Annotated in this window: 16 protein-coding genes and 1 pseudogene; 6 read left to right on the forward strand and 11 right to left on the reverse strand. The window is 40.3% G+C overall.

The genetic code is table 11. The annotated features are described in order from the left end of the window. The first annotated feature begins 49 nt into the window (after positions 1–49). Together hscA and fdx are read left to right on the forward strand one after the other, a co-directional pair. Positions 50–1,912 (forward strand): Fe-S protein assembly chaperone HscA, encoded by a 1,863-nt coding sequence (gene hscA / locus CKV69_RS01425; RefSeq protein WP_014325851.1) that lies wholly within the window; start codon positions 50–52, stop codon positions 1,910–1,912. A 20-nt stretch (positions 1,913–1,932) separates the two neighbouring features. After that, positions 1,933–2,268, forward strand: coding sequence for an ISC system 2Fe-2S type ferredoxin (fdx, locus tag CKV69_RS01430; RefSeq protein ID WP_005721393.1), 336 nt, complete (start codon positions 1,933–1,935; stop codon positions 2,266–2,268). A gap of 72 nt (positions 2,269–2,340) precedes the next feature. Here fdx and mtgA read toward each other — a convergent pair whose 3' ends face one another. The 7 genes from mtgA to CKV69_RS01465 form a co-directional block, all read right to left on the reverse strand. Beyond that, positions 2,341–3,081 carry a monofunctional biosynthetic peptidoglycan transglycosylase gene (gene mtgA, locus CKV69_RS01435; RefSeq protein ID WP_014325852.1) on the reverse strand — a complete coding sequence of 247 codons (741 nt, stop codon included), beginning with the start codon at positions 3,079–3,081 and terminating at the stop codon, positions 2,341–2,343. After that, positions 3,059–3,367, reverse strand: coding sequence for a trp operon repressor (trpR, locus tag CKV69_RS01440; RefSeq protein WP_005751246.1), 309 nt, complete (start codon positions 3,365–3,367; stop codon positions 3,059–3,061). Before trpR ends, mtgA begins: the two co-directional genes overlap by 23 nt. Before the next feature lie 26 nt (positions 3,368–3,393). Further along, complete coding sequence (locus CKV69_RS01445) at positions 3,394–5,436, reverse strand: transglycosylase SLT domain-containing protein (RefSeq protein ID WP_014325853.1); 2,043 nt, start codon at positions 5,434–5,436, stop codon at positions 3,394–3,396. Positions 5,437–5,579: 143 nt separating this feature from the next. Then, entirely contained in the window at positions 5,580–5,876 is a 297-nt protein-coding gene (locus tag CKV69_RS01450) for a YciI family protein (protein WP_005721405.1), read from the reverse strand. A 25-nt stretch (positions 5,877–5,901) separates the two neighbouring features. After that, positions 5,902–6,345, reverse strand: a complete 444-nt coding sequence (gene yciA, locus CKV69_RS01455; protein ID WP_005721408.1) for an acyl-CoA thioester hydrolase YciA — start codon at positions 6,343–6,345, stop codon at positions 5,902–5,904. Between the two features lie 2 nt (positions 6,346–6,347). Beyond that, positions 6,348–6,902, reverse strand: coding sequence for a septation protein A (locus CKV69_RS01460; RefSeq protein WP_005728920.1), 555 nt, complete (start codon positions 6,900–6,902; stop codon positions 6,348–6,350). Between the two features lie 6 nt (positions 6,903–6,908). Then, complete coding sequence (locus CKV69_RS01465; RefSeq protein ID WP_014325854.1) at positions 6,909–7,673, reverse strand: hypothetical protein; 765 nt, start codon at positions 7,671–7,673, stop codon at positions 6,909–6,911. A gap of 266 nt (positions 7,674–7,939) precedes the next feature. Between CKV69_RS01465 and CKV69_RS01470 the strand changes: the two genes are divergently transcribed. Further along, the gene (locus CKV69_RS01470) at positions 7,940–8,554 is read left to right on the forward strand and encodes an OmpW family outer membrane protein (RefSeq protein ID WP_005756163.1); all 615 of its coding nucleotides are present in this window, start codon (positions 7,940–7,942) and stop codon (positions 8,552–8,554) included. Between the two features lie 64 nt (positions 8,555–8,618). Here the strand turns inward: CKV69_RS01470 and recN are convergent, their stop codons facing one another. Continuing rightward, positions 8,619–10,295, reverse strand: coding sequence for a DNA repair protein RecN (gene recN / locus CKV69_RS01475; protein WP_005753685.1), 1,677 nt, complete (start codon positions 10,293–10,295; stop codon positions 8,619–8,621). An 84-nt stretch (positions 10,296–10,379) separates the two neighbouring features. After that, a complete protein-coding gene (locus CKV69_RS01480) occupies positions 10,380–11,297 on the reverse strand; it encodes an NAD(+) kinase (RefSeq protein ID WP_005725925.1) in 918 nt (305 codons plus the stop codon). 162 nt (positions 11,298–11,459) lie between these two features. On the opposite strand from CKV69_RS01480, the gene grpE reads away from it, so the two are divergent. After that, positions 11,460–12,053 (forward strand): nucleotide exchange factor GrpE, encoded by a 594-nt coding sequence (grpE, locus tag CKV69_RS01485; RefSeq protein ID WP_005721422.1) that lies wholly within the window; start codon positions 11,460–11,462, stop codon positions 12,051–12,053. A 180-nt stretch (positions 12,054–12,233) separates the two neighbouring features. Beyond that, positions 12,234–13,571: an L-cystine transporter gene (locus CKV69_RS01490; RefSeq protein WP_005756167.1), complete on the forward strand. Its 1,338-nt coding sequence runs from the start codon at positions 12,234–12,236 to the stop codon at positions 13,569–13,571. A gap of 56 nt (positions 13,572–13,627) precedes the next feature. On the opposite strand, the pseudogene CKV69_RS01495 reads toward CKV69_RS01490, so the two are convergent. Beyond that, positions 13,628–16,769 (reverse strand): annotated as a pseudogene (locus CKV69_RS01495) (TonB-dependent hemoglobin/transferrin/lactoferrin family receptor). A gap of 318 nt (positions 16,770–17,087) precedes the next feature. Continuing rightward, positions 17,088–19,106, reverse strand: a complete 2,019-nt coding sequence (mnmC, locus tag CKV69_RS01500; RefSeq protein WP_014325856.1) for a bifunctional tRNA (5-methylaminomethyl-2-thiouridine)(34)-methyltransferase MnmC2/FAD-dependent 5-carboxymethylaminomethyl-2-thiouridine(34) oxidoreductase MnmC1 — start codon at positions 19,104–19,106, stop codon at positions 17,088–17,090. A gap of 159 nt (positions 19,107–19,265) precedes the next feature. Between mnmC and fabB the strand changes: the two genes are divergently transcribed. Continuing rightward, complete coding sequence (gene fabB / locus CKV69_RS01505) at positions 19,266–20,486, forward strand: beta-ketoacyl-ACP synthase I (RefSeq protein WP_014325857.1); 1,221 nt, start codon at positions 19,266–19,268, stop codon at positions 20,484–20,486. Positions 20,487–20,507: the final 21 nt, after the last annotated feature.

Raw genomic sequence — 20,507 nt, forward strand, 5'->3', positions numbered from 1 at the left:
TGCTATAATATAAAGTCAATAGGAAATAATAAGAGAATAGAGATAAACAATGGCATTACTTCAAATTGCAGAACCCGGTCAAAGTGCAAGTCCTCATCAACATAAATTAGCGGTAGGGATTGATTTGGGCACCACTAACTCGTTAATCGCGACTGTGCGTAGTGGTCAAGTGGATATTTTATTAGACGAAAAAGAACGCCCTTTACTCCCTTCCGTGGTGCATTTTGAACAAGATAACGTCATTGTCGGTTATGAGGCTGCTGAATTAGCCAGTCAGAGTCCACAAAATACGATTGTTTCAGTTAAGCGTTTAATTGGGCGCAGTCTTGCCGATGTGCAACAACGTTATCCAAGTTTGCCGTATCAATTTGAGGCAAGTGAAAATGGATTACCTTTAATCCGCACCAGTAAGGGCACATTAAGCCCAGTTGAAATTTCGGCAGAAATTTTGAAAAAATTGACCGCACTGGCGGAAAAACGCCTAGCAGGAGAGTTATCTGGCGCGGTCATTACTGTGCCTGCGTATTTTGATGATGCACAGCGCCAAAGTACCAAAGATGCTGCAAAATTAGCGGGCATTAATGTGTTACGCTTATTAAATGAACCCACCGCTGCAGCGATTGCTTATGGCTTAGACAGTGGACAAGAAGGGGTGATTGCTGTTTATGATTTAGGTGGCGGAACCTTTGATATTTCGATCTTACGTTTATCTAAAGGGGTGTTTGAAGTACTTGCAACTGGTGGAGATACCGCGTTGGGTGGTGATGATTTTGATCACCAATTAATGGACTGGATCGTAGCGCAATCTGGTATTGCACCACAGAATGCACAGCAACAACGTCAACTTACAGAGCTTGCCACGCAAATCAAAATTGCCTTAACGGATAAGCTTGAAACATCGATCTCTTATCAAGGCTGGCAAGGCAATATCAGTCGTGAGCAATTCAATCAGCTGATTCAAGGGTTAGTAAAACGCTCATTATTGGCTTGTCGTCGTGCCTTAAAAGATGCCGACGTAAGTGCTGATGAAGTATGCGAAGTGGTGATGGTCGGTGGTTCAACTCGTGTGCCGTTTGTGCGTGAACAAGTGGCGGTATTTTTCCAAAAAGAGCCGTTAACCTCGATTGATCCAGATAAAGTTGTGGCATTAGGTGCGGGGATTCAAGCGGATATTTTAGTGGGGAATAAACCCGATGCGGACATGTTGTTGTTAGATGTGATTCCACTCTCACTTGGCATTGAAACAATGGGGGGATTAGTAGAAAAAATTATTCCACGTAATACCACTATTCCAGTCGCGCGTGCACAGGAGTTTACCACCTTTAAAGATGGACAAACCGCGATGTCTGTTCACGTGGTACAAGGTGAACGTGAAATGGTCGCAGATTGTCGTTCCTTAGCGCGTTTTAGCTTAAGAGGTATTCCAGCGATGGCAGCAGGGGCGGCACATGTTCGTGTCACCTATCAAGTGGATGCGGATGGTTTGTTAAGTGTCACTGCGATGGAAAAATCCACGGGGGTGCAGTCATCCATTCAGGTTAAACCTTCTTATGGGTTAAGTGATGATGAAATTACCAATATGCTAAAAGCCTCCATGCTGAATGCCAAAGAAGATATCCAAGCGCGTTTATTGGCAGAACAACGTGTAGAAGCGCAACGTGTATTAGAAAGTGTAGGTTCAGCATTAAGTGCTGATCAAGATTTATTAAATGACGAAGAATTAAGTGCGGTGAAAAACGCCATTATTTCTTTGCAACGCCTGCAAAAAGAAGGTGATACGCAAGAAATTAAGCAAGGTATTAAACAGCTTGATCTTGCAACACAAGAGTTTGCATCGCGTCGAATGGATAAGTCAATTCGTCAAGCCCTTGCTGGCAAAGCGATTGATGATGTAATGAAAAACGCAAAATAACCTTAAGAGATAGGATTAAAATGCCAAAAGTTGTATTTTTACCCCACGAAGAACTTTGCCCTGAAGGTTTAGCTTTAGAGGTAGCAGAGGGAGAAAACTTATTAGATGCAGCACTAGATGCCGGCATCGACATCGAGCACGCCTGTGATAAATCTTGTGCGTGTACCACCTGTCATGTGATTATTCGCGAGGGCTTTGATAGTTTAAATGAAAGCACGGATATGGAAGATGACATGCTTGATAAAGCGTGGGGGCTCGAAGTGGATAGTCGTTTGAGCTGCCAATGTTTGGTGGGGAAAGAAGATTTAGTGGTTGAAATTCCAAAATACAGTTTAAATCACGCGCGTGAAGAATAAACAAAAGGCTCAACAAAGTTGAGCCTTTCTCTTTAAGAAAACTCTAAAATCGACCGCACTTTCAGCATAGCGCTAATCTAACTGACTTAAATGCTGCTTTCCTAACAACCCCATTTGACGCTGAATATGCTGTTGTCTTTTTTTCACATAAGCACAGGGTTTGTCCACTTTGAAGATAATCGGGTTTGGAAGTACTGCTGCGAGTAATGCGGCTTCAGCATTGCTTAACTGTTTAGCCGGTTTGTGAAAATAATGCTGACTGGCAGCTTCTACACCAAAAATATTCGGTCCAAATTCAGCAATATTAAGATAGACTTCCAGAATGCGTTTTTTAGACCAAAGGGTTTCAAGCACGAGCGTGGTAGGCATTTCAATGGCTTTGCGCAACCAACTTTGCCCATGCCACAAGTATAGATTTTTAGCTGTTTGCTGGCTGATGGTTGAGCCTCCGCGGATTCTTTTTCCGCGTTGATTGTGTTGTAAAGCAGATTGAATGGCGTCCCAATCAAAGCCATAATGGGTCGTAAAGCGTTGATCTTCGCTAGCAATGACGGCTAACTGCATGGATTGACTTATTTGCTCAAGAGGGACCCATTGATAATGGATCGTGCTACTCAAATTCCCTTCAAACAGATAGCCTATTTTTTGCTGTAGCATATAGGCAGAAAACGGAACGGGTACGAAACGAAACAGTACCACACTTGAAAAAAACAGCACGAGAAATAGTGCAAAAGTGCGGTAAAGTTTGCGTTTAAATTGTTGCCAAATACTGAAACAAGGAAAAGGATGCTTAGTCTTTTTTAGCTTGCTCATCTAATTGTTCTTTTACCCACGCCATAAATTCAGGTGGCATGGTTTTAATCATATTTGAGCCACGAGTAATGGTGGCTGCGCTGGTATTGAGATTTTGCTGAATTTCGCGTTGGGGTACGCTTTTATCTAATAATTGAGCGACAATTTGTAAGCGTAGTCCGACGGAGTCTCGTTCGTCAGGGGTGAGCAAGAGAGTTAAGATTTCCTGCTCTTTGCCTTGGGCGAATGCGGTGCGTAACATTTCGACGAAAGCATGCCATTGTTCAAGATTGCGACTTAAGTACATAGTATTTCCTCCCTTTGACTATCGCACTAGTATAATCGATTATATTCATCTTGGCTAAATTTTTGCTGTGGTTGCTGTTGTAGCCACTGATAATACACATCATAAGTCAACACATTTTGTACATAACCTCTTGTTTCATAAAAAGGTATCGAGGCAATGAACTCTGCCATACTTAATTTACCGTCCGCTTTCGCTAACCAACGATCCACTCGGCTTGCCCCCGCATTATAAGCCGCGGCAATTAAAATACGGTTATTACCATATTTATCATACAGTTGCTGCAAATGAGCGGTGCCTAGCATAATGTTATCAAAGGGATCAAACAGTTGCTTTTGATGCGTATAAGGCAAACCTGCTTCTTGGGCTGTTTGTTTTGCGGTACTCGGTAAGAGTTGCATCAGCCCTTGTGCATTGGCATGAGAGGAAACATAGGGTTTCCAAGCACTTTCTTGGCGCGCGATAGCCATCGCAAAAGTGCGCGAAACATTTTTATTATTGAGATGTAAATCGAACCAATCTAAATAGGCATTGGGTAAGCGCAGGGCAAGATAGCCCCATGCTTTGGCCTGAATTGTCGCTTCTACGCCTAAATCAAACCAAGCTTGTTCCGTGGCAAAGTGTGACAAGGCGAGTTTTTGTTCAAAGTTCGCTTTCTCCAATAAGGCTTTCCACTCAAGATTCATATATTGAGTGGCGTTGTGTTCGCGTAGTTCCGCGATCCTACTTAATTCAACGGAGAATTTCTCTTGTATATCTGTGGCAGAAGTCGAGCTAAAAACGTCCATTGCGGGAGCGTAGTCGATATTCAATTCCGCACTGGCTAACAAAGGGTAAAACCCGCGTTGTTTTGCTAATTGTTGAAAGATTTGTTGGGCTTGTTCAGTGGTTTTTTTATTTTGTGCGAAGACTTTTGCTTGCCAATAACGCCATTCTTCTTTCTGTTTGGCGCTATTGGACAACAAATCTAGCCAAGGTGTGAGCTCGGTTTTTTCACGCAGCGCGGTACGTAAACGGCGTTCTGTGAGCGTATCTTCTTTCAGCTCAAATAACTGTGCATCTCGCCATTTTTGCAAGTTGAGGTTTTCACTATCAAAGAGATGGCTAATTAAGTGCTTTTTCCATTGACGTTGTTGTGCTTCAGATAACCTTAGCTTATTTGCCCATTGTGCATAGGGTTCAAAAGGATCATGCTGGTTTTTGATGTCCGTTTCTTTCAGCCGTTTTATCAACGCAGAAAAATGATTTAACAGGATTCGCTGTGCAAACGGATCATCCGCAGAAAGGGTATCAATAAAAAAAGCAGATTGAGGGTGCTGTAAGCGTAACGGATTTTTACTGAGCTGGTGGAGCTCATTTAGCCAGCGTTTCGTGTCTGCTTGGTCAGCTTGTTGTAATAAGGAAGCAAGTAGCGCTTGATTGCCTTGCTCAAAGGCGAGGACGGCACGTTCTTTTAATTCAGTTTCCTCAGGATAACCTTTTTCTTTCCAACGTGCGAAAAGCGTATCACAGGCTTTGGGTAAAGAAGCACCATTGCGCCATATTTGGGCGACTTGTTGTTGCCATTGTTTGAGGGAAAACGCTGGAGAATTAGGCTGCGTTTCATATTCCGCTTGTAACTGTATGCAACGTGAAGCCATATCTTTAGGGCGGAAAGGGGAGTGAATAATCGCTTGCCATTCAGCCTTGTCTTGAGCCTGTTGTAACCATTGTTTTTGCAATTCCGTTGTTAAGGGAAAAGACGGAAAATCGGTTTGGAATGCCTCAATCTGTGCTAAGGATAATTGGTCTTTGAGTGCTTTTAAGTAAGCGTATTGAGCGTAAGGATAAAGAGGATAATCCTCAATTTTTGCTAATAGGGCTTGCACAATCCGTTGCGTGTTTTCGGATTGTGAACGTTGCAGTAATTGATGTATTTTTTGATAAATCTGGCGTGCTTGCACTAAATTGGTCGTGGTAAGCGATGCCTCAGTAGGTTGAGTCTTATCTTCTGGTACGCTAACAGACGCGGCAGCAAGTGACATCGACATCAAGGTCAGTAAATAAGTGAGCGCAATTTTTGTTAGTTTCATTCATTTCTCGAACAGATTAAGGATAAAAATGATACAAATTTAGACCTGATTTGACAGGAAAAGTGCGGTGTGTTTTTAATTTATTTTGAACAAGAAAAAGGGCGAAAGCTTTTTCGCCCTAAGATAAATGACATATAAAGGGATTAAAAAACGCGTTTAAAGGGCTTGATGATGACATCCGCATATACGCCTGCTTCCACATAGGGATCTTCACTCGCCCATTGTTGCGCATCCGCTAAGCTAGCAAATTGAGCAATCACGGTTGAACCAGTAAACCCAGCTTCACCCGGATTTTCACTGTCAATGGCGGGATTAGGACCCGCGACCAATAGACGATCTTCTGCTTGGAGCTGAGTTAAGCGGGCGAGGTGTTTCTCACGCACGGCTAAACGTTGTGCTAAGGTGTTAGGGTTATCCTGTGCAAAAATAACATAGTACATCATCATTTCTTTCCTTCTTTGTGGCTTAAGAGAGTGCTTGAGTTAATTCTGGGTTATTTTCTCGTGGTACCGCGCGAGGTCGTCCTTCTTTATCGACAGCAACAAACGTAAAGACCGCCTCAGTCACACAATAGCGTTCCCCAATCGGTTCACTGGCGACTTTTTTCACCCACACTTCTACTTTAATTTTAATAGATGAACGTCCCACACTTAAACATTTACCGTAACAGCAAACCACATCGCCTACCGCAATAGGACGGATAAAGGTCATGCTGTCGACTGCAATAGTGACGACGCGACCATGTGCGATTTCTTTCGCTAAAATCGCGCCGCCCATATCCATTTGTGACATAATCCAACCACCAAAAATATCACCATTGGCATTCGTATCAGAAGGCATTGCGAGAGTACGTAGTAATAATGTGCCTCGAGTATCACAGCTTTTTGAAGTATCAACGTGAGTTGTCATGATCATTCCTTATTGTTGCTTTTGGTTTGCGGAAGATAGCGGTAAATATAGATGCCGGTGATTATTGTGGCAATGAGAGTCATACCGAGAATACCGAACGTCTTAAAATCCACCCACAAATCGTCCGATAAATATTGGCTAATATAAAGATTAATTAACATGCAGAGTAAGAAGAAAAGTGCCCAACCGAGATTGAGTCGATTCCATACCTGTTCCGGTAACTCAAGCGCATCTTCTTTGCCTAACATTAGTTTTATCAGATTTTTATTAAAGCCATATTGGCTAACAAGTAAAACCAAGGCAAAAATGGCATAGACAATGGTCACTTTCCATTTTAAGTATTCAAGTTGATTAAAATACGCCGTTAATGTACCAAAAAATACCACAGCGATCCCCATAAACAGTTGTTGTTTTTCAACTTTGCCATATTTGATTTTTAGAATCAGTAATTGAATGAGGGTCGCGATGATCAAGGTAATTGCGGCTTCGCGGATGCCCACGAGCTTGTACACCGCAAAGAACAAAATAAGTGGAATAAATTCTAATAATTGTTTCATGTTGGTTTACGCCTTTTGCATAAAAATAGTATAGAAACGGTAAGTGAAAACCAATGAGAAGACGGTTAAAAATGCAATTAACAAGGTAACGGCGATTTCTACGATTAAATTGGTTGCGATTGCTGCGAATTGGCGGATCACTACGGGTAATAAGAAATACACAATCATGGAATATGAAAATAATGGGATAACCCGTTTGATCCCCGCCTTCCATGTTGTTTGGAATGATTGGATTAGACCCTCACGCGTGATTAGGTAATGTGTCGATGTTAAACAAAAACGGATGCACAGATAAAAACCGAATCCCACAGACAGTAAGGAAAACATCGAGGGTTGTGATTTCTTCACAGTTAATGAGAAAAAGATTTCAGATAAACCAATAATAATTGGGGTGATTAATAGGATATTAATGATAAGGGCGCCGAAGAAACGCTGCAATGCTAAGCTAAAACTGGCATTGAGAGAAGGGTTACTTTGACTAATGTGATGGATAGAAATCAAGCACCATGCCGCAATGATAAAATCAATGATTTGGTGAAAAAAATATAAGGATATGCCATTGGGGGCAGGCGTGGAGATGCCTAAAACTTGGGCTAAATCGTCACTACTATTGCCTAGTGACATCACCTCAGTTGATGAAAAGCTACTTATCAATAAACTAATTAGAAAATTACTGAGAAAAAAAGCAAATACAAATGTGACAGTCGTTTGGCGCTGATTGCGCACAAAATTCCAGCTATCTTGAAAAATTTTTGTAAAATTAATGGACATTTATAAACACTCATTTTAGGACAACAGATTGGCGCATTATACCGTTTTTTACGCCAAAATTCATACCAAATGTGCGTTTTTTTATTACGGATTCTTTTTGTTTAGCTTGGATGAAAAAAGAAACAATAAATACTATTTTTTAACAAAAATTTAAAAACTTGATAAAGATCAGTAAATCGCAGTTTGTGACATGGTATGTTAAATAAGCTAAAAAGACGTAATTTTTAGCGGATTTTTGACAATTTATAGACAGATGAGGTTTTGCAATGAAAAAGACAGTATTAGCATTAGGTGTGATGGCAGCATTAGTTGCAGGTTCGGCAGTGGCACATCAAGCAGGTAGTGTGATTGTGCGAGGTGGTCCAATTTTAGTAGTGCCAAACGCGTCGACGAATCATGATGTGTTTAAGTTTGATGTCAATTCCAACGCACAATTAGGATTAACCGCCACTTATATGGCAACAGATAATCTTGGTGTTGAGTTATTAGCGGCGACACCATTCAGCCATGAGATTACATTAGGCAATACCTTAGTTGGTAAAACGAAGCATTTACCGCCAAGTTTATATGCACAATATTATTTCTTAGACAAAGATGCGAAAGCTCGTCCTTATGTGGGGGCGGGTGTTAACTACACCACATTCTTTAGTGAAAAAGCGGTATTAAATGGCGTGACTGATCTGAAATTAAAAGATTCTTGGGGACCTGCGTTCAATGCTGGGGTAGATATCCAAGTCGCAGATAACTTATTTTTAAATACGGCTATTTGGTATGCAAAAATCAAAAGTAAAGCCACATTTAAACTTGGTGATGTAGAGCATAAAGTCAATGTGAAATTAGATCCAACGGTGTTCTTTGTTGGCTTAGGTTATCGTTTTTAAACCTGAAAATGATATAAAAAATAATGGGCAATATGATTTGCCCATTTTTTTGTGGTGAAGTTTGTTAGGAAACGAGATCCAACATCTCTTGTGCATTTGCCAGCGCACTGTCAGTAATCTTACTACCACCCAACAATTTAGCTAATGCTTTTACGCGTTGTGCCGGCGAAAGTGCGGTCATTTTGGTTTCTGTTTTTTCGTCAATAATGTGTTTTTCTACACTAAAGTGTTGATGACCTTGGCAGGCGACTTGTGGTAAATGAGTGATACATAATACTTGGCAACGTTGTCCGAGTTTACGCAGTAATTTTCCGACGACACTGGCGGTGGCACCACTAATGCCTACATCTACTTCATCAAAAATTAAAGTTGGAATAGCGGATTTATCTGAGGTAAGCACTTGGATCGCCAGTGAAATACGGGAGAGTTCTCCACCTGAGGCGATTTTATTCAGCGGTTGCGCACTTTGCCCTAAGTTACTGCGTAAGTTAAATTGTATGCTGTTAATGCCATGGCTTGTTATTTTGTCATGTTCAGGATTGAGTTCAATAAAAAACTCGGCATTTTCCATGGCTAATTGTTTAATGGATTTGCTAACTTGTTGCGCTAATTGATTGGCGCCTTGTTGGCGACTCTGATGTAACGCCAATGCACTCGCTTGGGCTTTCGCATAGGCGATTTGTTCTTGTGCAATTAAACGCTGTTCACTTTCAGAAAAATCGACTAATTGAGTCAATTCTTGCTGTAAAGTGCGGTGTAATTCAACTAAATTTTCAGGTTTGACATGATGCTTACGCGCAAGCTGTAGGGCTTGTCCCATGCGTTGCTCGATATCGTGCAGTAAAGCTGGATCTTGTTCTATATCGCTTGCGAGTTGCTGCATTTCATGACTTGCTTCTTGAATTTGGATCAAGGCGTCTTGCAATAGATGTGCGACATTGCTATAGCGTTGATCTAACTCACAGAGATCTGCAAGGTGTTGTGTTGCTCGATAAAGCAGAGAATCAATATTGACTGTCTCATTTTCACTTAATAGTTGCAGTGTAGATTGTGAAAGCGTGGTTAATTGTTCCGTGTTGGAAAGACGTTTATGTTCTTCTTCTAATTCTACATATTCATTGTCACGCAAATTAAACGCATCCAGTTCTTCAACTTGATATTGCAGTAACTGCTTCTTCGCTTCATTTTCTGCCACTTGTTGTTTAAAAGTTTGTACTTGATATTGTAAGGCTTTCCAAGCTTGATAATCTGTTTGCATTTGGTTCAGAAGGGCAGTATGTCCACAGAATCGATCTAACAACTGTAGCTGGTATTCTGGTTTGAGTAACAATTGGGAGGCATGTTGTCCATTAATATGGACAAGATATTGACCAAATTCTTTCAGCTGAGCTACTGAAACAGGAATCCCATTAATAAAGGCTTTAGAGCGACCGTCATGGTTAATAAGACGACGCAAAATACATTCTTCAGGATTTTCCGTGTCGTGTAATTCCTGTTGTATTAACCATTGACGCGCAGGGGCATTTTTCTCAAGAGCAAACGTCGCGCTAATATCCGCACGTTCTTGCCCTTCGCGTAGCATACTGATATCGGTACGCTGACCAAGACAAACCCCTAATGCATCAAGCGCAATGGATTTTCCTGCACCAGTTTCACCTGTAATGACGGACATACCTTGCGTAAATTCAATATTCAAATGACGAACGATCGCAAAATGATTAATAGTGAGTTGAATAAGCATTGCAAAATCTCCATTACTGTATATTTATCAGTTTATAACTGTTTTTATATACAGTAAAGTGCTTTTGCTAAATTTTAAGCATTTTTAAACAGAATTGCGTAGCCAGCCTAATTTGGAACTCAATACTTTATAGTAATTGTAATTTTTCAAATGTAGCAGACGCAGTTTATCAGGACTTTTTTGAATATGTACAATGTCATCTGGCGAGAATTCTAACGCCACTTGACTATCACAACCGACTTCTAATTGTGAGGTATTATATTCCGCGAAACGAATGGAAATTTTGCTGTCGCCATCAATCACCAGTGGGCGAGAGGATAGGGTGTGAGGGAACATCGGCACCAGTGCAATAGCATTGAGCTGTGGCGTTAAAATAGGTCCCCCAGCAGAGAGTGAGTAGGCAGTCGAGCCTGTTGGTGTAGAAATAATTAAACCGTCTGAACGTTGTGAGAAGGCGAATTTATCATTGATATAAACATGAAAATCGATCATGTGGGCAATTTTAGCTGGGTGAACTACCGCTTCATTGACTGCATTTCCGCGCGCAATGATTTTTCCATTTCGTTCGACACTGGCTTCTAAAATGAAACGTTCTTCTACAAAACAATCCCCGTCTTCTAAACAGGCTTGCAGTTGTGAATAGGCATTTTTCGGGTCGATATCCGTGAGAAAGCCTAAGTTGCCTCTATTGATACCAATTAACGCAATGTCATATTTAGCAAGGGTTCGAGCACGACCTAATACATTACCATCACCGCCAATCACAATGGCCAGTTGAGCCCGTTGTCCAATCTCATCCACAGAGGCTAAATAATTTTCACTCAAACCAAGTTGTTCACCAATTGGGCGCTCAACGAGCACCTGATAGCCTTTCTCAAGTAACCATTGAAAAAGATTTTTATGCATTTGTAAGGTTACATCATGGCGAGGTTTACCAAGTAACCCTATGATCTGAAAAGAAGATTGTAGCGCTTTAATATCAATGGTATTCGGGTGTTTCATGTCTTATTCCATCGGCTAAAAAAGATAACCGCACTTGAATTCAAAAAATTAGTCATTATATTACACACAAATCCTTTTATTTGTCAGCAAGTATCTATAGATAGGCTGACTTTTATATTTTTGTTAGAATGAGCCAACAGGTTTACATGAATGGAGAACGAGATGTCAAACAAAGAGCAACACATTGAAAAAGAAGAGCAACTTCAAGAAGAAAAACATGAGGAACAACAAAAAACCGAAGAAACAGAAGTTGAAGCTGTGAATGGGGTTGATCCTCTTGAAGAAGCCATTTTGCGGGTACAAGAATTAGAAGCACAGCTGACAGAAATGGTCAAAAAAGAACAGGATTTCTTACTGCGTAGTCGTGCTGAAATGGATAATATCCGCCGTCGTGCTGAGCAAGATGTGGAGAAAGCCCATAAGTTTGGATTAGAGAAATTCTCAAAAGATATTTTAAATACCATTGATAATTTAGAGCGTGCTTTAGCGACGCCGGCAAACTTAGAAGATGAAAGTATTAAGTCATTGTTCGATGGCGTCGAATTGACTTTAAAAGAATTACTCGCCACGGTTTCTCGCTTTGGGGTAGAGGCGGTTGGTGTAGTTGGTGAAACTTTCAACCCAGAAGTTCATCAAGCGATTTCGATGCAACCAATGGAAGGTTTTGAAACCAACCAAATTACAGTTGTTTTACAAAAAGGGTATTTATTAAATGGACGAGTGATCCGCCCTGCCATGGTGATGGTTGCCGCTTAAGTTTTTATCCCTCATCGTATGCCCACTGATGAATATTGTTCATCGGTGGGCTTTTTTTATCCATTTTTTCTATTTTATATAGCGAAAAGGTATAAATAATCACTAAAAAAGGGTTGTTATTTATAAAGAATTCTCATTTAATTCATATCCGTCTATTTTATTTTTTGATTAGAGTACTTTATGGTTATTAGCAATCTTATTATTTTCAGTTTACTTTTAGTCTTACTGCGTGTGATTTATACCCGCACCCAAAAACTGGGTATAACAGTTTTGATTGGTCTTTTACTTGGGGTCATTTGCGGGGTGTTATTACAACAGTTTGCAACCCCAATGGTGATTAAACCAACATTAGAATGGATTAATCTGGTTGGCAATGGCTATGTTCGTTTATTACAAATGATCGTGATGCCATTGGTTTTTGTGTCCATTCTGTCTGCGATAACGCGTTTAAATCAGGCTAGTGCTTTAGGAAAAATCAGCTTAAGTGTCATTTCGGTGTTATTGATCACCACCGCGATTGCCGCAGCGATCGGGATTGCAATGACTTATGCATTTGATTTAACGGCAGAAGGCTTGATTGCAGGGGAGAGAGAGCTTGCTGCACAAACGCATGTAGCAGGACGGGTTGAAAAAGTCAGTGAGCTAACGATTCCTTCTATGTTGCTTTCTTTTATTCCGAAAAATCCGTTTTTAGAGCTCACAGGGGCAAATCCAACCTCGATTATTAGTGTCGTGATTTTTGCTGCGTTATTGGGAATAGCGTCGTTAAGTTTAGCAAAAGAAGATCATGCACTTGGCGAACGTATTGCGCAAGGTGTAGATACCTTAAATAAATTGATCATGCGTTTAGTGCGTATGGTGATCCGTTTAACACCTTATGGTGTGTTTGCACTCATGTTGAAAATGGCGACCACCTCAAAATGGGCAGATATTGTAAATCTAGGCACCTTTATTGTTGCTTCGTATGCGGCGATTTTCTTAATGTTTGTCGTACAGGGTCTGTTATTAGCCGTATTCCGTGTGAATCCTTTTACCTATTTTAAGAAAGTCATGCCAACCTTGAGTTTCGCATTTACTTCGCGTTCAAGTGCGGCAACTTTACCGCTAAATATTGAAACGCAAACCAATAAACTAGGTAATAACAATGTGATTGCAAATTTTGCCGCGACTTTTGGTGCGACCATCGGACAAAATGGGTGTGCGGGGATTTACCCTGCCATGCTAGCGGTAATGGTGGCACCGACAGTGGGGATTGACCCTTTTAGTCTAGGTTATTTAGCTACCTTGATTTTAGTCGTCACGATTTCTTCGTTAGGGATTGCCGGTGTTGGCGGTGGTGCCACTTTTGCCGCCATTGTGGTGTTATCGACCTTAAATTTACCTCTTGCCTTAGTGGGTTTATTAATTTCGATTGAGCCATTGATTGATATGGGACGAACTGCTTTAAACGTGAATGGTTCGATGGTGGCGGGTACGATCACGAATCAACTGTTAGATAAAAAGACAGAAAAGGTATAAAACAGAAAGAAAAAAGAGGTGGAAATCAATTCCACCTTCTTTTTTATCTTTATCGATTAAAATGTCAGTTCTGCGTTTAATTTGAAATTACGACCTGGAGCATTAAATCGGTTAATACCTTCGCCGGTTTTTTTATCAATCATGTTACTTGTACCGAATGAGCGAATAGAGCGTGCTGAATCCCAAGTTAAATACTTACGATTAGTTAAATTGTAAACACCAAATTGTAATGTTAAGTTTTTGATCGGTTTTGCGTACATCACCATATCTATCAAGGTGTAAGAATTACTACGCCATTTCATCGAGCTATCAGTAATTGTTATTTCTTTATTGGCAGCAATTTCATCTGCTCGTTCGGTTTCCCAAAACATATTATATGTATCTTTTGCTTTTTTCTCACTCACATGAGTTAAGTAGATATCCAAACCAAATTTTCCACTTTTATGGTCATATCCCGCAGAGAAAACAGAGGTTTTGGGTTGAATGGCATTCATTGGGATATCACCATTAATGCGTCCGCGTTGGTAAGTAAATTTATAACCAAGCTTAAATCCTTCTAGTCTATACGTGAATACATCTAACTTTAACTTAGCATTGATATCAAGCCCTGTCACTTTGGCATGCTGGCGATTGATATTTTGGTAAACACTGAATGGGACAAGTTTTGAATGACCGTGTAATTGTTTGTTCCCTATAAATGCAAGATCAATAAAGTTGTCATATTTAGTATGGAACAAACTGGTGGTAATAAACCCCCACGGATTATGGAACGTCAATGCCACTTCTTTTGTTTTTGCGGTTTCTGCTTCAAGGTTTTTATTTGGGAGGATAGAGAAGTCGGGATGTTTAAAGGTTAAATAAATTTCCTCACCCGTTGGTGCTCTAAAGCCGTTACTGTATTTTGCTTGAATTCTAAACCAAGAGAATGGATCAATGGTTGTTGTTAATGTATAAGAACTTGCTGAATACTTTTTAGGTTGAGCAATATGTTTCATATTGGCATTCGCATTGGCAACGCGAGCCGCTTCATTTTTTTCATCAGAAAAATTAGATGAATCAAATTTAGGTTCTGTTACATATAAATTTGTCACCATATCAGACGGTACTTTAGGCGTTATTCCTGGAATGTATTCAGGTTGGTATTTGATTTGGTCATAGCGGTATGCTAAGCCAAAACCGAAATAATCATTGAGTCGAATATCATCCTCAAAATAGATCGCGTTTGTTGTTGCTTTAACGGGGATTAAGAATGAAAACACATTACTGTGATTACAAAGTGCGTTATAACGCCCATCACTGCCGATTTTTTGTGAACAATCTGTTGGGTAAAGTGCCCACCATTTTACATTTAGTGCGCTTTGACCTGTGGTATTAACCATCGATTTAGTGGTTTTTGACCATAATCCACCGTAGGCGAGATTATGTTGGGTTTTCCCAAGCTCTAGGTATTTGGTTAAATCTAGATTGAGTTGTTTGGTATTTGTGATTAAATCGCGTTGTGTCCAAAGATTTTCAAGGTGACCTTTTACATTTGGTACAAATAAAATGGGTCCTGTTAGTTTGGTTACTGATTTATTATCTATTTCTTTAACTTTATTAATTGTGGCAAATTCTTTATTTGGATCCACGTTAATTGATATATCTATAGGAGTACCATCGGGTTTAAATGCACCGATAGTTTTTTTATTACAATTAATTGCCTTACAACTTAACTTAGTGTTACGTTCGGAAAGATAAATTTTTTGGTTATCTGAGATTAATTCTTTATCTTTGCCTAATAAATCGTATTTAGTATTATTAATAAATAAATGGCGTTGTGGAGGAATTGTTTTCCCTCTTTTTAAGAAGTGTGCTTGGCATTTTGTATTATCTCCGTTTTGTAAGCTATCCCAACGGGAAACTTCGTTTTCACAGCTAATAGAAATAGGTTTTTCATATATAGTTTCTAACGATGAATCCCATGCTTCTTTTGCTCTATTCCAGCGATATTTATGCAGTCTATCTCTATTATTTTCATCGTAAGGTATAACCTCTAAGTCAACTAATTCCTTTTCACCTTGATTTTTTATTTCTGGACTATCATTGTATGTGACTATTTTGTTATCCTCGCCAACTAACTTATTTTCTTCATTATATTTCATCCCCAGCGGGTTTCCCTGATCTGGGCATTTATCATTACCATGACAATAATCATCTGTTCTAGCCCTGGTATTAATATGTTGATTAGAATACGTGAGTTTTAAAGTGTCATAGAAAGGATTGGTTGAATAATTTTCATAGGTGAATGCGTAGTTTTTACGTTCGACTTTATCGTTTGTATGACGTAGTTCAACTTCATCATAGGTACGATATTGAGTATTAGGCTTTAAGGTATAAGAGAAATCATGTCCTTTTGATGTATTGCGATAAATATCTGCCATTACGGAAAAACGATGGTTTTCATTTGGTTGAAAACCGACCTTTACCAAGGTGCTTTCAAGTGTTCGTAAATAAGGATCCGCCTTCTCTCTTTTTCGTCCCTGAATACGTTCGTTATAAGATTTATACCCATACTTCATGCCCTTTTCGTGTTGTATTGACAACAAGCACATCAAGGCTCTTGAGTTTTCCTGCTAGTGTCAGGGTATTTAAATGTTGATTATCTGCAGAGCTATAACCTTTCTTATAAGAAACAAACCAGTTTTTATTGATAAGAAAGTCGCGCGCATCTTTGGTTTGGAAAACGACTGATCCTCCTAATGCACCGCTCCCCGTTTTGATTGAGTTAGCCCCTTTTTGAATATTGACTTGTTTTAAGGTTTCTAGTTCCACACCATTTCGGGTGTTATTGAAATTACCATACCCTTCAAATAATTCTTTGAAACCTTGAGAGGATAGTGTTTCTGCTTGATGAAGACCATCTACCGTAATCGCAACACGGTTTTCATCAACACCACGAACGGCATAACCACTCGCACCAAAGCGTCCTGTTTCCACAACGGTCACCCCCGTTTCATAACGGACTAAATCTCGGCTATCGGACATTTGTTGGCGACGAATGCGCTCAGTACCGATTCGGGTTTCTCCGACTTTTTGAATAGCGATTTCATCATTTTGGCTAGAAACAACAATAGTTTCTAATGTTTCGGTAGGTTGTGCAGATGATAGGCTACAAGTGAGTGTAGTGAGCATCAATATAGACGGCTTGTTTAGTTTCATAGATACCTCATAATTTAAACTAAATAACTAGATTGATATTGATTATAGAAATCGTTCTCAATTATAGGGGCAAATAAATGAAATAAAAAGTAATATGAAGATGTTTAAGTGACTATTTTTATTATAAATTTACGCTTTTATTAGGGGTGTAGTTTAGTTATACAAAAATGAGTTGTTTTTTAAACATAAAGAGAGTTAGTGTGAAATGGCAAGAAGAATAGAAGTCTCATTGTTTGATAATCTGATGAAAGTTGAATGAGACCGAGAGTCAATATGTATTACTAAGAACAGGAGCAGGCGCAAAAGCAAGAGGGCATTTTAGCCCTGTTTTACTTGACTTCCTTTTAATAATTTTCGTATCCAGCTGCGGTTTGCATTCAGTTGGTGGAGGATATCTTCACTGAGAGGCAAGGGCTCGTGATAAATCAGCGAAGCCAGGGTTTCTGCTAACAGCGGTGCGGAGGTCAGTCCTCTAGAACCGAGGGCACCAATTAGAAAGAGATTCGGATGCAGTGCGGCGTTTTTTATGGCGTGTTTGCGACGGCGTAAGTTGTATAGATTGTGATAATCACTTAGCTGTTGTTCAAAATCAGGCACATTCCCTAGCATTGGAATACGATCACGAACGGAGCAACGGATGCCAATTCTGGCTTGATTATTGCGAGTATCAACCTCATTGACCCAATCTACTGAGGCAAGATTCGTTTGGATTTTTTGTTGGTTTTCTTGCTGTTCTTGTAAGCTAAATGTCCGCTCAGCATTATCACGCAAATGGCTGGCACCCAAGCAATGGGTTTGACTCGCTGCTTTTGGGGTTAGATAACCATCATAGCAAATGACTGCCTTGAGTTTGCTTAATTCAGTAGAAGTGGCAATTTCACTCACTTGTCCACGTACAGGATAAACAGGTAAATGTTCTGTTTGACGAAATTGTGTGAGTTTGTGACCATTTGCCAGTACAACAACTTGATGTTTGAAACTGTCGCCTTGTTCTGTTGTTAAGAGCCAATGCGTGGTTTGTCGTTCAAGTGCGGTGATTTTTTGCTGTGTTTTAATGATGACCCCACGTGTTGCTAAAAAATCGAAAGTATTTTGAACAAATTGTTGTGGTGATAACCAAGCGCCTTGTGCGATAAAGCCACCATCACATGGTAGTGGTAGCCCGACTTGTTCGCTAAGTGCTTGTTGTGATAAGGGCTGATACAGGCTAGGGGGCAATTGGAGCGCGGAAATTTTCGCTAATTTGACCGCACTTTTGGCATCATAGGCACAGAGTGCGACGCCACAAAAATCATGCTCAAATGTAATACCCTGTTCAATTGCCCAGTTGAAGCGCTGTTTACCATAGGCAAAGGCATGGATGTAGAAGCGAATATAGCGTAAATCATCATCGCTTAATTGGGGATAAAAAGCCCCTTGTTTATTGCCTGACGCATTGGCGGCAAGTGAGTTGTCTTCGCAATATACAGTTACTTTTGCCCCACGCTCTAATAAGGAAAGCGCGCTAAATACGGAGGCAATCCCTCCACCAATCAGAGCAATATCTGCATTTGCTGTCAGTTCAGCCGGTTGAACAAGAGCCCAAGGGGCATGGATGTCAGCGGGCTGTTGTTGTGCTTTTACACCCTGTAAACATTCTCGTTTTTTGCCATAGCCTTTGCGTTTAGTGACTGTAAAACCCGCATGTATTAGACCTTTTCTTACGGCACTTGCTGCGGTAAAAGTAGAAAAAGTGCCTTGTGTTTTGGTGTAACGATACATGTGTTGGTAAAGGGTATCTTGCCACATTTGTGGATTTTTACTCGGGGCAAAACCGTCTAAAAACCATGCATCAATTTTATTACACATATAATCGCCTAACTGAGGCAGGTTTTCCGCCATATCGCCAAACCAGAGATCAAGTGTGGTTTCAGCAAAGTGAAAACGGTAGCAACCAACAATCGGTTCTAACCAAGATTGTTGTAATTGTTGTGCAAGAGATTGAAACTCAGGGTAGGCTTGATGTGCCCGCTTGAGTTGTGCTAAGGGTAAAGGGTATTTTTCAAAGGAAATAAAAAAGAGCCGTTTTAGCGGTGCGTCAGGATAAGTAAGGCGAAATTCACGAAAACGCTGAGTGACTGCAAAAAAATTCAGCCCTGTACCAAAACCAGTTTCCGCAATCACAAAATGCGCTTCACTTGTTTGTTGCCAGCGTTGCCATAATTGATTGCCTTCCTGAAAAACATAGTGACTTTCCGCAAGACCGTCTTGATTGGAAAAATAAACATCGTCAAATTGGGCAGAAACCGGCGTGTTTTCAGCATTAAAATGGACGTCAGCAAACTGAACTTTATGCATGATTTTTTTATTCCTTTATAGACAACCTGAATCGTAATATAATAGCGAAAATTTATATACTGGTCGAACGATCAAATTAGCACTTGAAATGTTAACGTTTGCTCGTTATTTTATCGACCATATTTTTCACAATTTTGAATAATTGATAAGGAATACTCCATGAAAAGAGCGGTTATTACTGGGTTTGGTATTATTTCGAGTATTGGCAACAATAAAGACGAAGTATTAGCATCGTTAAAAGCTGGAAAATCAGGTATCGAAGTGATGCCCGAGTTTGTTGAGATTGGCATGCGTAGTCATGTGGCCGGCACGGTTAAATTAAATCCAAGTGAGCTGATTGATCGTAAAGTATATCGTTTTATGGGGGATGCGGCAGCTTATGCTTATCTTTCGATGAAAGAGGCGATTGAAGATGCAGGTTTGACAGAAGATCAAGTATCGAACGATCGTACTGGTTTGGTGATTGGTGCGGGAACCGGTTCAGCCCATAACCAATTAATCGCCTGTGATGCGGTGCGTGGTCCTCGTGGTGTGAAAGCGGTAGGACCTTATGCGGTCACCAAAACAATGGCATCCAGTGTTTCAGCTTGTTTAGCAACACCTTACAAAATTCGTGGTGTGAACTACAGTATTAGTTCAGCTTGTGCAACATCAGCCCATTGTATTGGTCATGCGCTTGAGTTAATTCAATTAGGTAAACAAGATATTGTGTTTGCGGGTGGTGCAGAAGAATTGTCTTGGGAATGTGCAACTGAGTTTGATGCGATGGGTGCGGTATCGACAAAATACAACGATACCCCAGAAAAAGCGTCACGCGCTTATGATGCGAACCGCGATGGTTTCGTCATCGCAGGTGGTGGTGCAGTGGTTGTCGTTGAAGAATTAGAGCATGCTCTTGCACGTGGTGCGAAAATTTATGCTGAAATCGTCGGCTATGGCGCTACATCAGACGGTTATGACATGGTGGCGCCAAGTGGTGAAGGCGCGGAGCGTTGTATGAGACAAGCCATGGCGACGGTTGATACACCAATTGATTACATTAACGTCCATGGTACTTCTACACCAGTAGGAGATGTGAAAGAGTTAGGTGCGATTAAAAATGTTTTTGGTGATAAAGTGCCAGCTATCTCATCAACGAAATCGATGACCGGTCACTCTTTAGGTGCAGCGGGTGCGCACGAAGCGATTTACACGTTATTAATGTTAGACAATGATTTTATTGCGCCAAGTATCAATATCGAAACTCTCGATGAGAATGCAAAAGGCTGTAACATTGTGACCGAAACTGTTGAAAATGCCGGCTTGAAAACTGTGATGTCAAATAGCTTTGGTTTTGGTGGAACAAACGCAGCGTTAATTTTCAAAAAGTATCAAGCATAATGGCGTAAAATGACTTGAGAT

Origin of the sequence: Pasteurella multocida, assembly GCF_900187275.1 — a bacterium.
Taxonomy (GTDB): domain Bacteria; phylum Pseudomonadota; class Gammaproteobacteria; order Enterobacterales; family Pasteurellaceae; genus Pasteurella; species Pasteurella multocida.

Bases quoted from the DNA above. Each gene is read 5' to 3' on its own strand.
- hscA (WP_014325851.1), top strand. From the start codon at position 50: ATGGCATTACTTCAAATTGCAGAACCCGGTCAAAGTGCAAGTCCTCAT.
- fdx (WP_005721393.1), top strand. From the start codon at position 1,933: ATGCCAAAAGTTGTATTTTTACCCCACGAAGAACTTTGCCCTGAAGGT.
- mtgA (WP_014325852.1), bottom strand. From the start codon at position 3,081: ATGAGCAAGCTAAAAAAGACTAAGCATCCTTTTCCTTGTTTCAGTATT.
- trpR (WP_005751246.1), bottom strand. From the start codon at position 3,367: ATGTACTTAAGTCGCAATCTTGAACAATGGCATGCTTTCGTCGAAATG.
- CKV69_RS01445 (WP_014325853.1), bottom strand. From the start codon at position 5,436: ATGAAACTAACAAAAATTGCGCTCACTTATTTACTGACCTTGATGTCG.
- CKV69_RS01450 (WP_005721405.1), bottom strand. From the start codon at position 5,876: ATGTACTATGTTATTTTTGCACAGGATAACCCTAACACCTTAGCACAA.
- yciA (WP_005721408.1), bottom strand. From the start codon at position 6,345: ATGACAACTCACGTTGATACTTCAAAAAGCTGTGATACTCGAGGCACA.
- CKV69_RS01460 (WP_005728920.1), bottom strand. From the start codon at position 6,902: ATGAAACAATTATTAGAATTTATTCCACTTATTTTGTTCTTTGCGGTG.
- CKV69_RS01465 (WP_014325854.1), bottom strand. From the start codon at position 7,673: ATGTCCATTAATTTTACAAAAATTTTTCAAGATAGCTGGAATTTTGTG.
- CKV69_RS01470 (WP_005756163.1), top strand. From the start codon at position 7,940: ATGAAAAAGACAGTATTAGCATTAGGTGTGATGGCAGCATTAGTTGCA.
- recN (WP_005753685.1), bottom strand. From the start codon at position 10,295: ATGCTTATTCAACTCACTATTAATCATTTTGCGATCGTTCGTCATTTG.
- CKV69_RS01480 (WP_005725925.1), bottom strand. From the start codon at position 11,297: ATGAAACACCCGAATACCATTGATATTAAAGCGCTACAATCTTCTTTT.
- grpE (WP_005721422.1), top strand. From the start codon at position 11,460: ATGTCAAACAAAGAGCAACACATTGAAAAAGAAGAGCAACTTCAAGAA.
- CKV69_RS01490 (WP_005756167.1), top strand. From the start codon at position 12,234: ATGGTTATTAGCAATCTTATTATTTTCAGTTTACTTTTAGTCTTACTG.
- mnmC (WP_014325856.1), bottom strand. From the start codon at position 19,106: ATGCATAAAGTTCAGTTTGCTGACGTCCATTTTAATGCTGAAAACACG.
- fabB (WP_014325857.1), top strand. From the start codon at position 19,266: ATGAAAAGAGCGGTTATTACTGGGTTTGGTATTATTTCGAGTATTGGC.